The sequence below is a fragment of the Paludibaculum fermentans genome (genome assembly GCF_015277775.1).
Taxonomy (GTDB): Bacteria; Acidobacteriota; Terriglobia; order Bryobacterales; family Bryobacteraceae; genus Paludibaculum; species Paludibaculum fermentans.
Genome location: NZ_CP063849.1, coordinates 3,925,685 through 3,941,361 on the forward strand (window position 1 = coordinate 3,925,685; position 15,677 = coordinate 3,941,361).

The 15,677-nt window shown below is 66.3% G+C and carries 11 protein-coding genes; 6 read left to right on the plus strand and 5 right to left on the minus strand.

Translation table 11 applies throughout. From position 1 onward, the window contains the following. Positions 1-61 precede the first annotated feature (61 nt). From IRI77_RS15370 to IRI77_RS15380, 3 genes are all read right to left on the minus strand, one after another. Positions 62-2,314 carry a DUF4339 domain-containing protein gene (locus IRI77_RS15370; RefSeq protein ID WP_194452923.1) on the minus strand — a complete coding sequence of 751 codons (2,253 nt, stop codon included), beginning with the start codon at positions 2,312-2,314 and terminating at the stop codon, positions 62-64. A gap of 179 nt (positions 2,315-2,493) precedes the next feature. Next, the gene (locus tag IRI77_RS15375) at positions 2,494-3,012 is read right to left on the minus strand and encodes a GNAT family N-acetyltransferase (RefSeq protein ID WP_194452924.1); all 519 of its coding nucleotides are present in this window, start codon (positions 3,010-3,012) and stop codon (positions 2,494-2,496) included. A 95-nt stretch (positions 3,013-3,107) separates the two neighbouring features. Then, the gene (locus tag IRI77_RS15380; RefSeq protein ID WP_194452925.1) at positions 3,108-4,130 is read right to left on the minus strand and encodes a DNA glycosylase AlkZ-like family protein; all 1,023 of its coding nucleotides are present in this window, start codon (positions 4,128-4,130) and stop codon (positions 3,108-3,110) included. Between the two features lie 71 nt (positions 4,131-4,201). On the opposite strand from IRI77_RS15380, the gene IRI77_RS15385 reads away from it, so the two are divergent. From IRI77_RS15385 to IRI77_RS15400, 4 genes are all read left to right on the plus strand, one after another. Beyond that, a complete protein-coding gene (locus IRI77_RS15385; RefSeq protein ID WP_194452926.1) occupies positions 4,202-6,106 on the plus strand; it encodes a tetratricopeptide repeat protein in 1,905 nt (634 codons plus the stop codon). A 140-nt stretch (positions 6,107-6,246) separates the two neighbouring features. Beyond that, the gene (locus IRI77_RS15390) at positions 6,247-7,044 is read left to right on the plus strand and encodes a hypothetical protein (RefSeq protein WP_194452927.1); all 798 of its coding nucleotides are present in this window, start codon (positions 6,247-6,249) and stop codon (positions 7,042-7,044) included. Between the two features lie 86 nt (positions 7,045-7,130). Continuing rightward, on the plus strand, positions 7,131-7,802 hold the full coding sequence (locus IRI77_RS15395; RefSeq protein ID WP_194452928.1) for a methyltransferase family protein: 672 nt from the start codon (positions 7,131-7,133) through the stop codon (positions 7,800-7,802). A gap of 100 nt (positions 7,803-7,902) precedes the next feature. Continuing rightward, positions 7,903-8,256 carry a hypothetical protein gene (locus IRI77_RS15400; RefSeq protein ID WP_194452929.1) on the plus strand — a complete coding sequence of 118 codons (354 nt, stop codon included), beginning with the start codon at positions 7,903-7,905 and terminating at the stop codon, positions 8,254-8,256. Between the two features lie 9 nt (positions 8,257-8,265). Here the strand turns inward: IRI77_RS15400 and IRI77_RS15405 are convergent, their stop codons facing one another. Further along, on the minus strand, positions 8,266-9,699 hold the full coding sequence (locus IRI77_RS15405; RefSeq protein ID WP_228486754.1) for a serine hydrolase domain-containing protein: 1,434 nt from the start codon (positions 9,697-9,699) through the stop codon (positions 8,266-8,268). A gap of 53 nt (positions 9,700-9,752) precedes the next feature. Next, positions 9,753-10,664 (minus strand): LysR family transcriptional regulator, encoded by a 912-nt coding sequence (locus IRI77_RS15410; RefSeq protein WP_194452930.1) that lies wholly within the window; start codon positions 10,662-10,664, stop codon positions 9,753-9,755. Between the two features lie 71 nt (positions 10,665-10,735). On the opposite strand from IRI77_RS15410, the gene katG reads away from it, so the two are divergent. Beyond that, entirely contained in the window at positions 10,736-12,949 is a 2,214-nt protein-coding gene (katG, locus tag IRI77_RS15415) for a catalase/peroxidase HPI (protein ID WP_194452931.1), read from the plus strand. Positions 12,950-13,110: 161 nt separating this feature from the next. Beyond that, on the plus strand, positions 13,111-14,457 hold the full coding sequence (locus tag IRI77_RS15420) for a carotenoid oxygenase family protein (protein ID WP_194452932.1): 1,347 nt from the start codon (positions 13,111-13,113) through the stop codon (positions 14,455-14,457). Positions 14,458-15,677 lie beyond the last annotated feature (1,220 nt).

Consider the following 15,677-nt stretch of genomic DNA (forward strand, 5'->3'; position numbering starts at 1 on the left):
GCAGGGCAGCCAGCGATCCGTCCGCTACCTCGAACGCCTGGCCTTTAGCCGCCTGAGAAGCTCAGCGCTTGGCTCGCTGGGCATGCCATTCGCTGGTCGCGGCATTGGGCATGACGCCCCAGGCGTTGATGTCGATAGTCCCCTTCAACGCCTCTTTGCCCAGCAGATTGCCCTGGTAGTCAGCGGTGGAGCGGTCTTCCGCCTTCGCGCGCCAGGTCAGCACACCATCCTTATAGGTGGCAATCCCCGTACTGCCATAGCGCTGGCCTTCCTTGTCGCGGTACTCCATCGAGAAGTCATACTTTCCTTCCTCCTGTGCCCGCTTCGTCAGCACGAACGAGAAGGGATTCGTCTCCACGTTCATCTTGATTGAGGCCGCAGCCGCCCCGCGCAGGTCCGCTTCGCTGCGATCCGGCAGAAACGCCCGCAGGACGATGACAACCAGGTCCTCCACGTGCTTCCGGAAAACCTCCGTGCCCCGCACCGTCATCTCTCCGTTCCAGGTCCCGCTCAGGTCGTCATCTCCATACAGAATCCGCACCCTCTTGAAATCGATATACTGCGCCTTACCGTCGGCATCCACCTTGTAGTAATAGAAGCCGAGGTTATTGACACCCTTGTCCAGACTGAAGTTGTAGTAGTATTCGCCCCGCCCATCGAACGCCCCGTTGGCCAACAAGGTGGTGTCCTTGAACAGATCGACCCGGTACTCCGCCGCTCCCGTCGTATAGGGAAACTTGACCTCGAACCGGAGCATCCCTTTCAACCCCGCACCCGGCAGCATCGTAGTGACCTCATCGGTCTTAATCACCTTCGGGACTTCCGGCCACTTCTTGTCCGCGCCCTCCTGGATCAGGTACCGCACCTTCCACTTGGGAAACTTGTCATTGCCGATGGTTCCCGCGGCGATCTCCGCATACCGCGCGCCAACCTTCCCCCAATCGGCTATCGCCGTCTTGCCGATGTAGAGCAGGATCGGGAAGCTGATGCCGTTGCCCTTGTCGATCTCGGCTCTGTTGAGGCCAGAGTTGTAGGGCTGCAGTTCACCGTTCGCGAGATTGATTCTACGGTTCTCGTTGCCGTGGTAGTTTGGGTCGGCGATGTACAACCCGCTGGCATCCGCTTTGTAGACGACCATCGCGTGGCCCGCTTCCACGGGCTGCCCCTTCGCATCGGTCGTCTGCCCCCAGATCTCGATGTACTGCGGTTCTCCCGTCAGTTGAATCGAATAGGCAAAGGCAAACCACGTCAGGCCGGTAGGGAAGCCGTTGATCTTCCGCACAATCCTGCGGCTGAGGCTGTCCCAATCGAGTTCGCTCTGAACCATGGAGGCGAAGCGGTAGCCCCACGAGTCGTCCTCCTGCAGTTGGATCGTGCCCATGCCGTAGTCATTGTTGTCATAGCGGCCGTACAGCGCCCGTTCCCCGGCGGCCTGCTTCTTCTCGAGGTAGTACCACATCGAGGTAATCGACTGGCCCGCGCAGTGCCCGGCCGGTGCCAGCCACGAGCCGAAGTTCGTGAACTGCCAGTCGTCGACACCTGGCAGGTAGCCGCTGGCGGCAGGCAACCCCCGAACAATCTCCGCCTTCTTCGCCTTACTGATCACGAGATCCGAGAAATGCCTGGTGAGAATCGTGATCGACTGGGCATCCTCTCCCACCAGCGGGAGTCCTTCCAGCTTCCCCGTCTTGCGGTCGTAGTAGAACCCCAGCGCAAACTCGTCCCGTGCGATGCTCACGGGGATCTTCACCGCCATCGGGTCGTTCGAGTACACATGACCGTTGTCGATCGTGATCAGCGGAGTGGCCGGATGAAACAACGGGCCCAACTGATGACTGGTGATCTCTGTCGCCTGGATCCGGAAGGGAAGGTCCTTGCCATACGCCTCGGCGCTCACGCTCACGCTCATCCCGTTCAACGGGGAACCCGGCTTGCCGATCGTGATCGAGCCGCCAGTGGAGGGCACGGTTGCCGACGCAAGGGTCGCCGCTGAGCCCAGCCCCATGTTGCCGCTGTCTTTGTACTTCAGCCAGAGAACCAGGCCGCCGATCAGCAGCACAGGAATGAGAATCAGCGTGCCCAGGCAGCCGAGGCATCCAAACCTCCGCTGTCTTTTTCCAGGCGGGACGACTGCAGCAGGCGGCGCCTGCGACGGCCATAGGAAACCAGCCTGCGCGGCCGGAACCCAATTCGGTGAGCCTTCGGCCCAAACCATGTCGGCAGGCGACAATCTACCCTGCGCGATCATGTCCTGCATCGCCTGCCGGTCGTATGGACCGTACTGTTGTCCGTCCCGGACCAGGTACCAGTTCATCGAACTCAACCTCCCGGCTGCGGCCATCCACCCCATGCGACGCCAGTCGCCAAGTTCCGCCCCGTGCGGTGCGCGGAACTGATGCCGCAAGACAGCAGTTTAGTTCTATCGGATCTGAAACGGTGAAATAAACACCAGCCCGGATTCCCCGAGGCGGTCCCGCCGGAGCCGGAAAGCCTTTAAGGCTTCCTCTCGTACATCACGGTGGCGTGCCCTTTGTACGTCGTCCGGCAGTACTCCTGGAATCCGCACTTCTCCGCCACACGAACGGACGCAGCGTTCTCAGGGTTGATCAGGCACACGGTCCGGCCGGCTTTCAGATGCACGTCGCTCCACTCTAGCGCGGCCCGCGCCGCCTCAGTGGCGAATCCTTTGCCCTGCGCCTCGGGCGCCAGTGCCCATCCCAGCTCCGGGATCCCCTGGATCGAGGGCTCAACCTCCCGTTTGAAGTCGGCGAAGCCAACCTCACCCACAAAACGCCCGGTCGCTCGTTCTTCGACCGCCCAATACCCGAAGCCCAGGAACTGCCAGAGGCCCGAGTAGCGCAGGAACCGCGCCCAGATCTCTTCTTCCGTGAACGGCCGTCCGCCGATGAACCGCGTCACTCCGGCATCGGACCACATAGCGGCGGAAGGGAGGAAATCCTCCATGCGATGGCCGCGCATTCGCAGCCGGTCTGTTTCGATCAAAGGAATCATCGGGGCACCTGGAGCTTCAGCAGTCTGTACTGCCGGCTCACCATAATCTAGCAGGCAGACGGCTGGACAGTGGCACGGTCGCGGCCTGGCCCAGCTCAAACCGGCCCATTCCACTGCACACCAATCGACACGCCGCCTGGCAATGGCAGCCCTACCGCCTCCGTCTCAACCGCCGCCCGCTCCTTCGACGTGAGCCTCCGCCAGCAGTCGATCGACACCTCCGCCCCCGCCCGCCGCCATACCCCTGCGATCTCGCCGCCCACCAGCAGCGCACCGGGCCAGACCCGCGACGTCCACAGCTCCGCCCGCCGCCGCTCATCCGGCACGATCAAGGCCCGGTCGGCGCCCCACGCCAGATAGAACGCATCGCCGCTAGGCAGCAGCCGAGCCGCGGCCACCGGTCCGGCCTTGGCCCGGAGCGCCCCCTCATCCTCAGCCAGGATCCAGCCTTCGCCCACCGGAGTCCGCACCGCCGCCAGCGTACCGGCCAGTTCCCGGAACACAGCGTTCGCCGCCGCGCCGCTCACCCCCGCCCAGCGGGAGAAAGACGCAGCCGTACCCGGCCCAAACACGTGCAGATACCGCCGCGCGAGTTCGCGCCGCGCCTCCTCCGGCTGCATCTCCGGGGGCGGCCCAGTCCAGACGACCGGCTGGCGCGCACCCTCCCAACGCATCAGCACCCGGCCCGTCGCCGCACCATACCGGAGACTGTTGGGCGGCACGCCCATGGCCCGCCCGGCTTGCCCGAACGGCATCCGGCCACCGTCCAGGAACGCATGAAGCCGCTCCGCCGTGTCGTGCGCCCGGGCCCGCCGCACCGCATCCGCCGGCAGCCGCCCCAGCGAGAACACAGCCAGGTCTTTTGCCGCCACCACGTAGTCATTGAACCGCGGACCCCACAACTGCACCAGCGACGGATGCTCCCAACTGGCAGGGCTCGTCTCCGCCACGCGGGCATGAATCGAAAGCAGCGCCGCCCGCGGCACCGAATCCTGCAGCCCCGCCCAGGCGGCCGTCCGCAGCGACTCCTCGCCCTCCGGCAACCGTTCGTCCAGTGCGTTCACCCGCCTCCGGAAGCTCAGAATCTGCGATCGCGTCAACACCAGCCGGGTAGTCATCAAAAGCCCAGTTCCTCGAGATATTCTACTTGCTGTCTCGAACCCGCCGGGTGCTGGGCTATCCTTGAGTCTTGCCAGAGCCGAGCGGCCCGACCGAACCACCGAAGGTTGCCCCCACGGAAGACGATATCCGCTCGCAACTGGCGGCGATTCTCGCCAGCGCGCCCTTCACCAACGCCAACCGCTCCAGCCGTTTTCTCGAGTTCTGCGTCCAGCAGGCGCTCGCCGGCGCACAGGACTCCATCAAGGAGTCCGTCCTCGGCGCCGAGGTCTTCGACCGCAGGGTGGATTTCGACCCGCGCACCGATCCCATCGTCCGCGTGGAGGCCGGCAAGCTCCGCGCACGCCTGAAGGACTACTACACCGGCGAGGGGCTCGAGTCGCCGGTCATCATTGAGATGCCCAAGGGGACCTATGTCCCCAGGTTCGCATTGCGCCCGCCAGTCGCCGACGCCCGCCCTGCTGTCGCTCCGGCTCCGAAACCGCGCTGGATTCTGATCGCCTCCACCGTGGCCTTAGCGGCAGTAGTCATCCTCGCACTCGCCGGACTGCTTCGAATCGGGTCCCCCTCCGAGCCCGAAGTCCCCGCTGTCGCCGTCCTCCCCTTCCTGAACCTGAGTTCCGATCCCCGGAACGAGTACTTCAGCGACGGCCTCGCCGACCAGCTCACCGACGCCCTGGCCCAGGTGGACGGACTCCACGTCGCTTCCCGCACCTCCGCCTTCTCCTTTAAAGGCAAGCCGGTCGACGCGGTCGCCATCGGGGCCAAACTGCGGGTGAACGCCATCCTTGAAGGCAGCGTCCAGAAATCCGGCGATCGTCTCAGGATCACCGTGCAGATCATCCGTACCCGCGACGGCTACCACCTCTGGTCCAAGACCTTCGACCGCGAATTCAAGGCCATCTTTGACGTCCAGGATGAGATCTCGCGCTCCGTCGTGCACGCGCTCCAGGTCAGCCTGGCCGACGACTCCAGCCGGAAACTGTTCCGGCGCTATACCAGCGACCCGGAAGCCTTTGACCTCTACCTGCGGGGCCGCCACGCCCTCGATGGACTGCAGCCGGACTCCGCCACCCAGGCCATTGCGCTGTTTCAGCGCGCCATCGACCGCGATCCCAGGTTCGCCCTGGCCTACGCCGGCCTCGCCACCGGCGCGGCACAGGGGATCTTTTCCGAGTCCGTGCCCCCCGATGAGTTACGCCGGCAGGTGAAAGCCGCCGCGGGCAAAGCCCTGGAAATTGACCCTACGCTGGCCGAGGCACAGGCGATCCTGGCCACGGTCGAAGCCCGCTTCGACTGGAACTGGAGCGGCGCCGAACAGCGCTTCCGCCGGGCCATCGCGCTGAGTCCCAGGTCTCCGGCGGCCCACGTCGGACTGGCCCTCAGCGTACTCCTCCCCCTGCGCCGCTTCGACGCAGCACTGGCCGAATGCCGCATCGCCCTCGACCTCGACCCCCTGTCCGCACAGACCGCCTTCTGCACCCCCTGGGTTCACATCTTCCAGGGCAAAGCCGACCTGGCCATGGCGGAACTCCGCAAGCTCCAGGAAGATCAGCCCGCCTCGCCCGCCTTTGGCGGAGGTATCGCGATCGCGGCGGTCCATGCCGGCCATGTGGCGGAGGTCATCTCCCTTTCAGAGAAGATGGAGCCGGATCCGGCCCGCCGCCTGGGCCAGAGTCCCGCCCAGCTGGGATTCCTCGCCTACGCCTACGGCCGTGCCGGCCGCACTTCCGACGCCGCCGGAATCGAGCGCCACTTCAAAGACCTCAGCCGGACCGGGTACGTGCCCCCGGGCGCCCTCTGCCTCCTCTACCTCGGCCTGGACCGCCTGCCCGAGGCTCGCGCCGCCGCCGTCCAGCAGATTCACGAGCACGGCGCTAACGTTCTCTATCTGGCAGTCGACCCGCTGTTCGCGCCGCTGCGTACCGATCCGCAATTCGCAGCCGTATTAAAGTCGACCGGACTCCCGTTCTAACCCCCTTTCTTTGCAGCGCGTATACCGTAACTTACCCACGCGTTAACCCCAGGACACTCCTCCGCGGGCAGCACCGCCCCGCAAACTTGCATCTGTCGCAGGGACACCCTGCCGAACGCCGCGTAAGGAGCGAATCAGCAATGGCCGTCGTCGATCTGAACAACCTCGTGATGACCCGCCCAGTGGTCATCGGCCCCACCGAAATCGACCTTCACCTGGGCCATGCCGTCCAACTGAAGTCGGCCCGCATCCGCGCCGAAGCCGACGTGACCCTCATGGACGGCATTCCGGGCAGCTTCACCGGCAGTTGGAAGTTCGGCTTCATCCAACTGGAGTACAGCGAGACGAACTACGCCCGCTATCGCGGCCGGCAGCAGTCCCACGGCAGTACACTCTCCACCTCCACCCGCCGCTTCCTGGTGCGCGATACCGACGAAACGGCGCCCGATATCTGGTACGACCCACCCAGCGGTGGCGTTGTCGAAGGACGAGGGACCCAGGTTCTCAGGACCACCACCCCGATTCCCTCGGCTGGACGGCTCACCACGCACGTCATGATGGAGGACCGGCCGACCCAACCGTTCTCCACCCGCATCACCAACGGCTCCACCGGATTCTTCAACTTCCTGCACCACATGGAGTCGACCTTCATGTTCTGCACCATCCTGGCCGCCCAGGAACCCGGCGGCCGCTTCCACTTCCTCAAGCACTTCTACTGGAACCTCGACTTCGAAGGCTTCTTCGATCAGGACCTGACAGGCCGCATCCGCCTCAGCCGGGTAGTCCGCCGCGGAGTAAACCTCCAGGGCGCCCTCCACAGCGGCGCTCCGCGCGACCCTCGCTTCCACGGCCGGGAACTCGATCAATCCCTCCGAATTGCCAACAACTTCGGCACCCGCGACGTCTTCAGCCGAACCTGGGACGGCCCGGCCGCCTAAGTGGCCGCGAGGCAGGGACTTCGGGGGCCGGGGCATTCCACGCCTTTCAGGCCCGAAATGCTAAAATACTCAACCGGAGGAAACGCATGCGTCTTCCGGACATCAAGCAGTTGGCCTCGATTGTCTTCAGCCTCGCCATCACGGCAGCGTGTTTGTTCGGGGCAGCGGGCCGGCTCGCCTGGCAAAATGCCTGGGTACTCTTGGGACTCTCTCTTCTCACCGGGTTGGCCTTCACTCTCGGACGCGACCCGGAACTGGCCGCCGAACGCCGCAACGTCAAGGAAGGCAAGAGCTGGGACAAGCTGCTGGTCGGCATCACCGTCCTGCTGGGACCCATGGCCGTCTGGATCACCGCCGGCCTCGACATCCGCTTCCACTGGTCGAAAGCCGTCTCCACCGTGGCCGTTTCCCTGGGCATCGCCGCGGCGGTCCTCTCCGCCGCCCTCATCGCCTGGGCGATGCGCACCAACCGCTTCTTCTCTTCCGTGGTCCGCATTCAAAAGGACCGCGGCCACACCGTGATCGACGGCGGCCCCTATCGCTTCATCCGCCACCCCGGCTATGCCGGCTCGGCCGTCTACCTGCTGGCGACCCCCTTGATCCTCGGCTCCACCTGGGCCCTCCTGCCCGCCGCGGCGACAGCCTTGGTCATGATGCTCCGCACCAGCCTGGAAGACGCAACCCTCCACAACGAACTGGACGGGTACGCCGACTACGCGCGCAGGGTGCGCTACCGCCTCTGCCCCGCCATCTGGTAGCGCCGTCCCTACGAAGCCTCACCCCGGCAGGCGAATCGCAAGCCCGGTCTAGGGCGAATACCCGGTAACCAGCCGCGCTCAATCCGCCGAACTTCCGTGGATGAGCCTGACGATTCTGCCGGCGCTGTTCGCCGTGACACTGTTCCTCTGCATGGCGGTGTTGCTCCACCTCACCAGGAAGAAACTCATCGAGGAGCCTCTCCAGCAGGCCCGGGCCCGCCGCTCCCCCATAGCCGCCTTCGTCGACGACCTGCAACATCATCGCTGGATCGTCATCATCGGGCTCGCCCTGCTGGTCGCCCTGGACAAGCACTTCGGCTTCTCCGGCGGCCTGCTGCAATCGCGGCTCGTCCTGGCGATCCTCATCACCTCGATCTTCCTGGGCCGTCTGCTGCTGCGGCGCAGCCAGGCAGCCCCGCCGCCCACGGCCGGTTCGCCCAACCTGAACCACTAGCCGGTCCCGCTACCGCTCCTTCCGCTTCGCCACGCCCCCATCGGCCAGCAGTTCCATGCCGCCATCCGCCCCCTTCCGGAAGCGCGTCGGCGGCACGTGCCCGTCCATGTCGAAGAACGAAGCCGGCCCGTCCGCCAGCAGCGGAACACCCACTTCGCCGAGCCCCGACGTCAGCCGCCCGTCCTTCACTCGAATATGGACTACCGGCCCGCCCGGAAATGCATAATCCCCCACATACGACGCCAGCACCGCCCCCTCCAGCGCCACCACGGCCCGTTCCACCGGCAGGTAATCCACCCAGCCATACTCCACCGCGATCGACCGCAGAATCTCCATCGCCAGGTCGCTGCCGTTGTCGCTGTTCGTCATGACCACCGCCCCATCGCCCGAATCCCGGTAAGCGAAGTAGTGGCAGCGGTAGCCCTCATTCGCCCCGCCATGTGAGAACGACGCCCGCCCGGCCGTCTCGTTCAGCCCCAGGCCCAGCCCGTAGTTCCCTGCCCCCTTGGTCATCAGCAGCTTCACGGTGTCGGCCTTGAACACGCCGCCCGGCTTCTGGATCGCCAGCACCCACCGCGAGAACTCGCCCGGCGTCGTCCACAACCCCGCCGCCGTCTTCTCCGGATAGGTATGCCACCGCCCCGCGATCGGCTGCCCGCTCTCCTGGTAGCCCACCGCCGCATTCCGCGCCCGCTCCGCCCCCAGCGGCTGCTCATAGGCGCTCCGCTTCATGCCCAGAGGATCCAGCACCAGCGTCCGCGCCAGCTCCGCAAACGGCCGGCCCGTCACATCCTCCAGCAGCAGTTGCATCACCTCGTACCCGCCGCCGGAGTAACTGTACCGGCTGCCCGGAACGGTCGTCACCCGCACCGCCGACGTATTCGCCGGAGCCTTCCCGTCCAGCACCTGCGGCAGCGACGGCACCGCCGCGCCCTCCGCATACCCGGGAAACCCGTGCACCGTCAATCCCGCGCTGTGACTCAGCAGCCGCCGCAGCGTCACCTTCCCGGTCTTCGTGAACTCGTTTTCCGGCACCTGCCAGCTCCGCAGCTTGCCGTTCACGTCCTCATCCAGGTTCAGCTTCCCCTGCGCCACCAGTTGCATCGCCACCGTCGCCGCCACGCCTTTGCTCAGCGAGGCCGCCTGGAACAGCGTCTCGGCGGTCACCGGGGCGCCGCTCGCCGCATCGCGCTGGCCATACCCCCGGGCCCACTCCACCCGGCCCTCGTGGATCACCGCCACGCTCACGCCCGGCACCTTGTAGTGCGCCAGGCGCTCGGCGATCTTCATCCGTTCCGCCGGACTCCCTTTCAACCGGTTCGGCTTCAGCAGCCCGTTCTCCACGCGGGCAATCCGCTCGTCCAACGGCGAGGCAGCCCGCGCCGCCGGCCCCGCGGCCAGCAGGCACACCGCCGCCGCCGCAATCCAAGTGCGTGAGTTCATGCCAGTCAATACGGATCTCCCGACCCCGCGTTCCGGTCTTTTCTTCATGAACCCTACTTCTTCCGCTTCTCGGCCGACTCCCGCAGATACCCCGTGAACGCCTCCAGCGCCTTCGACAGGTAGCGCCGCTCCAGTCGGATATAGCCCACCCGCCGGCTCGCCTTCGGTTCCAGCTCAATCATCCGGCAGCCCGCGCTCAACCCCCGCCCCATCTCCGGCACGATGCTCACCCCAAACCCGGCCCGGATCAGCTCGAAGATCGTCAGGAACTGGTCCGCCTCAAACTGCCCCGAGAACCGCGCCCGCGCCCGGTCGCACACCGCCAGCGTCTCGTCCCGCAGGCAGTGCCCGTCCTTCAGGATCAGCAGCCGCTCCTCCGACACCCGCCGCAACTGCACCTTTTCCGCCCCGGCCAGCGGGTGGCTCTCCGGCACCGCCAGGTACAGAGGATCCCGGAACAGCTCCTTCATCACCAGCCCCGCGCCCTCCACGGGCAGGCTCACCACCGCGACGTCCATCTGCCCTTCCAGCACCAGTTCCACCAACTCCGCCGTCGTCCCCTCCCGCACATGCAGGTCGACATCCTGATAGCGCTCAATGAAGCCCTTCAGCAGCGGCGTCAGGTAGTACGGCAGGATGGTCGGAATCGCCCCCACCCGCAGCGGACCGTGCATCCCCTTCCGCGCCCGTTCGAAATGGTCCGGCAGCGCCGCCGCATCCTCCAGCAGAGCCTGCGCCTTGCCCAGGATCGCCTCCCCCAGCGGAGTCAGCTCCACCCGCCGGTTCAGCCGCTCAAACAGGGCTCCGCCCAGCCCCTCCTCCAGCCGCGCAATCTGTTCGGAAAGCGAGGGTTGCGCGATCCCCAGGTCGTCGGCCGCCTTGGTGAAACTGCCCGTCCGCGCCACCGCGCAGAAGTACTCCAGTTGCCGCAGGTCGAACCCCCGCGCCCGTGTCTTCAGTGCCATAGGAAACTCCGATCAGAACCATAGCCTCAATCGTGTTGACCTATATTAACGCGCGCCCTAAACTCGGTGCCATGAAGCTGTACGCAAAGCCGCTCGTTCTTGCCCTCGCCCTCGCCGTTGCACCCCTCGTGCCCGCGAACCTCGCGTGGGCCCAGCAGCCCCAATCCAACAAATTCTGGTGGCCCGAAAAACTCGATCTCACGCCCCTGCGTCAGAACGCCCCGCAGTCCAACCCGCTGGGCGCGAACTTCAACTACCCCAAAGCCTTCGCAACCCTCGACCTCAAGGCTGTCAAGCAGGACATCCACAACGTCCTGAAAACCTCGCAGGACTGGTGGCCGGCCGACTACGGCAACTACGGCCCCTTCTTCATCCGCATGGCCTGGCACAGCGCCGGCACCTACCGCACGCTGGATGGCCGCGGCGGCGCCGGCGGCGGCCAGCAGCGCTTCGATCCCCTGAATAGCTGGCCCGACAACGGCAACCTCGACAAAGCCCGCCGCCTGCTCTGGCCCGTCAAACAGAAGTACGGCGCCAAACTCTCCTGGGGCGACCTCATGGTGCTCGCCGGCAACGTCTCCCTGGAAGACATGGGCTTCAAAACCTTCGGCTTCGCCGGAGGCCGCGCCGACGACTGGGAGCCCGAGCTCGTCTACTGGGGCCCCGAGCAGAAGATGCTCGACGACAAGCGCTATAGCGGCAACCGCAACCTGGCGAAGCCCCTCGCCGCCGTCCAGATGGGCCTGATCTACGTGAACCCCGAAGGCCCCAACGGCAACCCCGATCCGCTCGCCGCCGCCAAGGACATCCGCGACACCTTCGGCCGCATGGCCATGAACGACGAAGAGACCCTGGCCCTCATCGCCGGCGGCCACACCTTCGGCAAGGCCCACGGAGCCCACCCCGTCGAAAACTGCATGGGACCCGAGCCCGCCGCGGCCTCCGTCGAAAAGCAGGGTCTCGGCTGGGACAACAAGTGCGGCAAGGGCAGCGGCGGCGACGCCATCACCAGCGGCCTGGAAGGCGCCTGGAGCGCCACGCCCACCAAGTGGTCCTCCCAATACCTCGACAACCTCTTCGCCTTCGAATGGGTGAAGACCAAGAGCCCCGCCGGAGCCACCCAGTGGATCCCGGCCGACAACAAGGGCGCCACGCTCGTGCCCGATGCGCACGACCCCGCCAAGCGCCACGCGCCCATCATGTTCACCACCGACATCGCCCTCAAGATGGACCCCAGCTATAACAAGATCGCGACCCGCTTCCGCGAACACCCGGAAGAGTTCCAGCTCGCCTTCGCCAAAGCCTGGTTCAAGCTCACCCATCGCGACATGGGCCCCAAGGCCCGCTACGTCGGCTCGGAAGTCCCGTCCGAGGACCTCATCTGGCAGGACCCGCTGCCCAAGGCCGACGCCAAGCCGATCGACGCCAAGGACATCGCGGCGCTGAAAGCGAAGATCCTCGCCTCCGGCCTGACCGTGCCGGAGCTGGTCCGCACCGCCTGGGCGTCGGCCGCCTCCTTCCGCGGCACCGACATGCGCGGCGGAGCCAATGGAGCGCGCCTGCGCCTCGCCCCCCAGAAGGACTGGGCCGTCAACAACCCCACCGAACTGGCCAAAGTCCTGCCCCGTCTGGAAGCCATCCAGGCCGACTTCAACAAGGGTGGCAAGAAGGTCTCGCTGGCCGACCTGATCGTCCTCGGCGGCACGGCCGCCGTGGAGAAGGCCGCGAAGGATGCCGGCCAGACCGTGCAGGTGCCCTTCAGCCCCGGCCGTGTCGACGCCACCCAGGCGCAGACCGACGTGGCCTCGTTCGCCGTGCTGGAACCCGCGGCGGACGGCTTCCGCAACTACTTCAGCCCCGGCCAGACCGTCTCGCCGGCCGAGAAGCTGGTGGACCGCGCCAACATGCTGGAACTGACCGTTCCGGAGATGGCGGTCCTGGTCGGCGGCCTCCGCTCGCTGAACGCCAACACCGGCGGCGCGGCGCACGGCGTCTTCACCGCCCGGCCCGGCACGCTCAGCAACGACTTCTTCGTGAACCTGCTGGACATGTCCACCAAGTGGACGGTCTCCACCAAGGAGGAAGGTCTCTACGAAGGCGTGGACCGCAAGACCGGCCAGCCCAAGTGGACGGCCACCCCGGTCGACCTGATCTTCGGCTCCAACTCCGAGTTGCGAGCCGTGGCGGAAGTCTACGGCGCTTCGGACGCGAAGGAGAAGTTCGTGCAGGACTTCGCCAAAACCTGGGCCAAGGTGATGAACCTGGACCGCTTCGACCTGCGGTAAACAAGGCACGGGCGGCCCAACCAGCCGCCCTTTCCTCGTGGGGCGAGCCACCAGGCTTGCGGGCCGGCTCTCGGGCCGGCCATCTTTCTCCGCTCCGCAATCCCCTGCCCCGCTGATCACTTTCCACTCCCCGCGCGCCCCTTCGTGAGAGAGGTGCGAACATGACAGCCGACAACGCCAGCCCGGCCTGGGTGAGCGACAACCCTTTTCTCCACGGACCCTACGCCCCCGTCTTCGAGGAGCGGGACGACCGGAACCTGCCCGTCCAGGGCGAGATCCCGCGCGACCTGAACGGGGCCTTCCTCCGCAACGGCCCGAATCCCCAATTCGCACCGGAAATCTACCAGTACCCGATGGACGGAACGGGCATGGTCCACGCCATTTACTTCGAGGACGGGCAGGCCCGCTACCGCAACCGCTGGGTGCGCACCACCGAATTCCTGCAGGAGCAGGCGGCCGGCCACCGCCTCTTCGGCCCCACCTTCGGCCCGCCCCCGGTGGCCAACCTGGCGAACACCCACATCATCCGCCACGCCGGCCGCTACCTCGCCTTGTGGGAAGGCGGGCTGCCCCACCTGCTGGACCGCGACCTGAACACCCTGCATCCGCACGACTTCGACGGCCGCCTGCCGGGCGCGATGTCCGCCCACCCCAAGTTCGACCCGGATACCGGCGAGATGGTCGCCGTCGCCTACGACGCCAACGAGCCCCGTCTCGACTACCTCGTCGTGGACCGCCACGGAGTGCTCACCAAGGCCCTGAGCTTCGACGGCCCCTGGCCGGCGATGATCCACGACGTGGCCATCACCCGCAACTACGTGGTCGCCTTCGTCTGCCCCTACGTGCTGGAACAGCCTCAGCCCCAATGGCGGCCGGCCCTGGGCACGGCGATCGCGGTGATCCCGCGGCGCGGCGGCGGCCAGGCGATCCGCTGGCTGGAGGCGCCGCCCTTCTTCCATTTCCACGTGATGAACGCCTTTGAGCGCGACCACTACATTGAGGTTCAATTGCCGTGGTTCTCGTCGTACGGGACTCCGGGCCGGCTGGAGCTCCACCGCCTGCGGATCAGCCTGGAGAACGGAGCCACCCAGGACGAGCCGCTCGACGACTGCCCCTGCGAGTTCCCGAGGATCAACGACCGCTTCGCGATGCGCGAGAACCGGTTCGGGTACGTCGCCTTCCGGAACCCGCGGCCCAACGAGACGCCGACGCCCGGAGTGTTCGAGGCGCTGGCCCGTTACGATCTGAAGACGGGCAGCCGCGTCGTGCGGACGTTGCCGGCGGGCGAGTTCGTGGGCGAGCCGGTGTTCGTGCCGGCTCCGGGCGGTACGGCGGAGGATGACGGCTATGTGATCACGTTTGTATACAACGCGAGGGACGATCGCAGCAGCGTCCATCTGTATGACGCGCGGGACCTGTATGCAGCCCCGGTGGCGCAGATTCCGCTGCCGGCGCGGGTGCCGGCGGGCCTGCATGGGTCCTGGGTTCCGGAGGGAGGGGCGGCGTAGGCGATCGGCCGCGGGATGGCGGGCGTCGGTGGTTGGCGGGCGGCTGGCGGGCGGGTTGGGGTCCTCGATTGAATGGGTTTGGTCGGCCACACTTTCGAAGAGGCTGGGTTCGGCGATTGCTTGCGGGACTGAGTTGGCGGAGCTTGGGTTTGGCTCGGGTGTCGTTGGAGTTGGGATGGGCCCCCGGCTGCGCCGGGGGTAAGGCTGGGGGCGGCTGGCCGGCTGTTGGGGCGGGGGGTGCAGGTGGGTTTGCTCGGCCAGATTTGCCGAATGAGATTGGCCGGCGGCGAATTCGCTGGGGATGGGATTAGGGATAACTGGCGGCGCTTTGGCGGATGAGTATTCGTTTGGCTCGGGCGTCGTTGGGGTTGCAGCGGGCCCCCGGCTGCGCCGGGGGTAAGGCTGGGGGCGGCTGGCCGGCTGTTGGGGCGGGGGGTGCAGGTGGGTTTGCTCGGCCAGATTTGCCGAATGAGATTGGCCGGCGGCGAATTCGCTGGGGATGGGATTAGGGATAACTGGCGGCGCTTTGGCGGATGAGTATTCGTTTGGCTCGGGCATTGTCGTTGTTGCGGCGGGCCCCCGGCTGCGCCGGGGGTAAGGCTGGGGGTGGCTGGCGTTGGGGTTGGGGATTGAGGCCGCGGTTGGCGCCGTGGAGGGCGGGCTGGACGGATTGAGACTGCGGGGTGAATCGGGGTGGCTGGCGTTGGGGTTGGGGATTGAGGCCGCGGTTGGCGCCGTGGAGGGCGGGCTGGACGGATTGAGACTGCGGGGTGAATGGGTTTGGTCGGCCAAATTGGACGAATGGGTTTGGTCACTCTGTTCCTTGCCGGGGACGGGCGGCTGAGGCGGCTGCGGGGCCGAGGCTATGGGTTGAGTTTGGGCTAGTTCGGCTTCGAGCTTCTTGGGCTCGGCGCTTAGGGCTTGCTCGACTTTGCGGAGGCGGGCCTGGATCCAGCCGGCGTAGCGGTTTAGGGCTTGGAGATAGCCGGTTTGGCGTAGCACCCATTGGGTGGCGATTTCCTCGTTGCCCTCGGCATATTCGAGGCCGGCGTTGAAGAGGCCACGCTCTCGGGTTTCGTGGAGGATGCGGTGGCCTTCGAGCATCCACCAGTCGTAGTGGAGGGCTCGGCGGGCGGGGTCGGCGATGGCCCTGGATTTGGTTTCGGCGATGGCGCGGAAGTGAGTCTCGAGATGGGGCGGCATGCGGTGGACGCGGGCGT

Coding starts and splice junctions, on each gene's coding strand:
- IRI77_RS15370 (WP_194452923.1), bottom strand. CDS start 2,314: ATGAACTGGTACCTGGTCCGGGACGGACAACAGTACGGTCCATACGAC.
- IRI77_RS15375 (WP_194452924.1), bottom strand. CDS start 3,012: ATGATTCCTTTGATCGAAACAGACCGGCTGCGAATGCGCGGCCATCGC.
- IRI77_RS15380 (WP_194452925.1), bottom strand. CDS start 4,130: ATGACTACCCGGCTGGTGTTGACGCGATCGCAGATTCTGAGCTTCCGG.
- IRI77_RS15390 (WP_194452927.1), top strand. CDS start 6,247: ATGGCCGTCGTCGATCTGAACAACCTCGTGATGACCCGCCCAGTGGTC.
- IRI77_RS15395 (WP_194452928.1), top strand. CDS start 7,131: ATGCGTCTTCCGGACATCAAGCAGTTGGCCTCGATTGTCTTCAGCCTC.
- IRI77_RS15400 (WP_194452929.1), top strand. CDS start 7,903: ATGAGCCTGACGATTCTGCCGGCGCTGTTCGCCGTGACACTGTTCCTC.
- IRI77_RS15405 (WP_228486754.1), bottom strand. CDS start 9,699: ATGAACTCACGCACTTGGATTGCGGCGGCGGCGGTGTGCCTGCTGGCC.
- IRI77_RS15410 (WP_194452930.1), bottom strand. CDS start 10,664: ATGGCACTGAAGACACGGGCGCGGGGGTTCGACCTGCGGCAACTGGAG.
- katG (WP_194452931.1), top strand. CDS start 10,736: ATGAAGCTGTACGCAAAGCCGCTCGTTCTTGCCCTCGCCCTCGCCGTT.
- IRI77_RS15420 (WP_194452932.1), top strand. CDS start 13,111: ATGACAGCCGACAACGCCAGCCCGGCCTGGGTGAGCGACAACCCTTTT.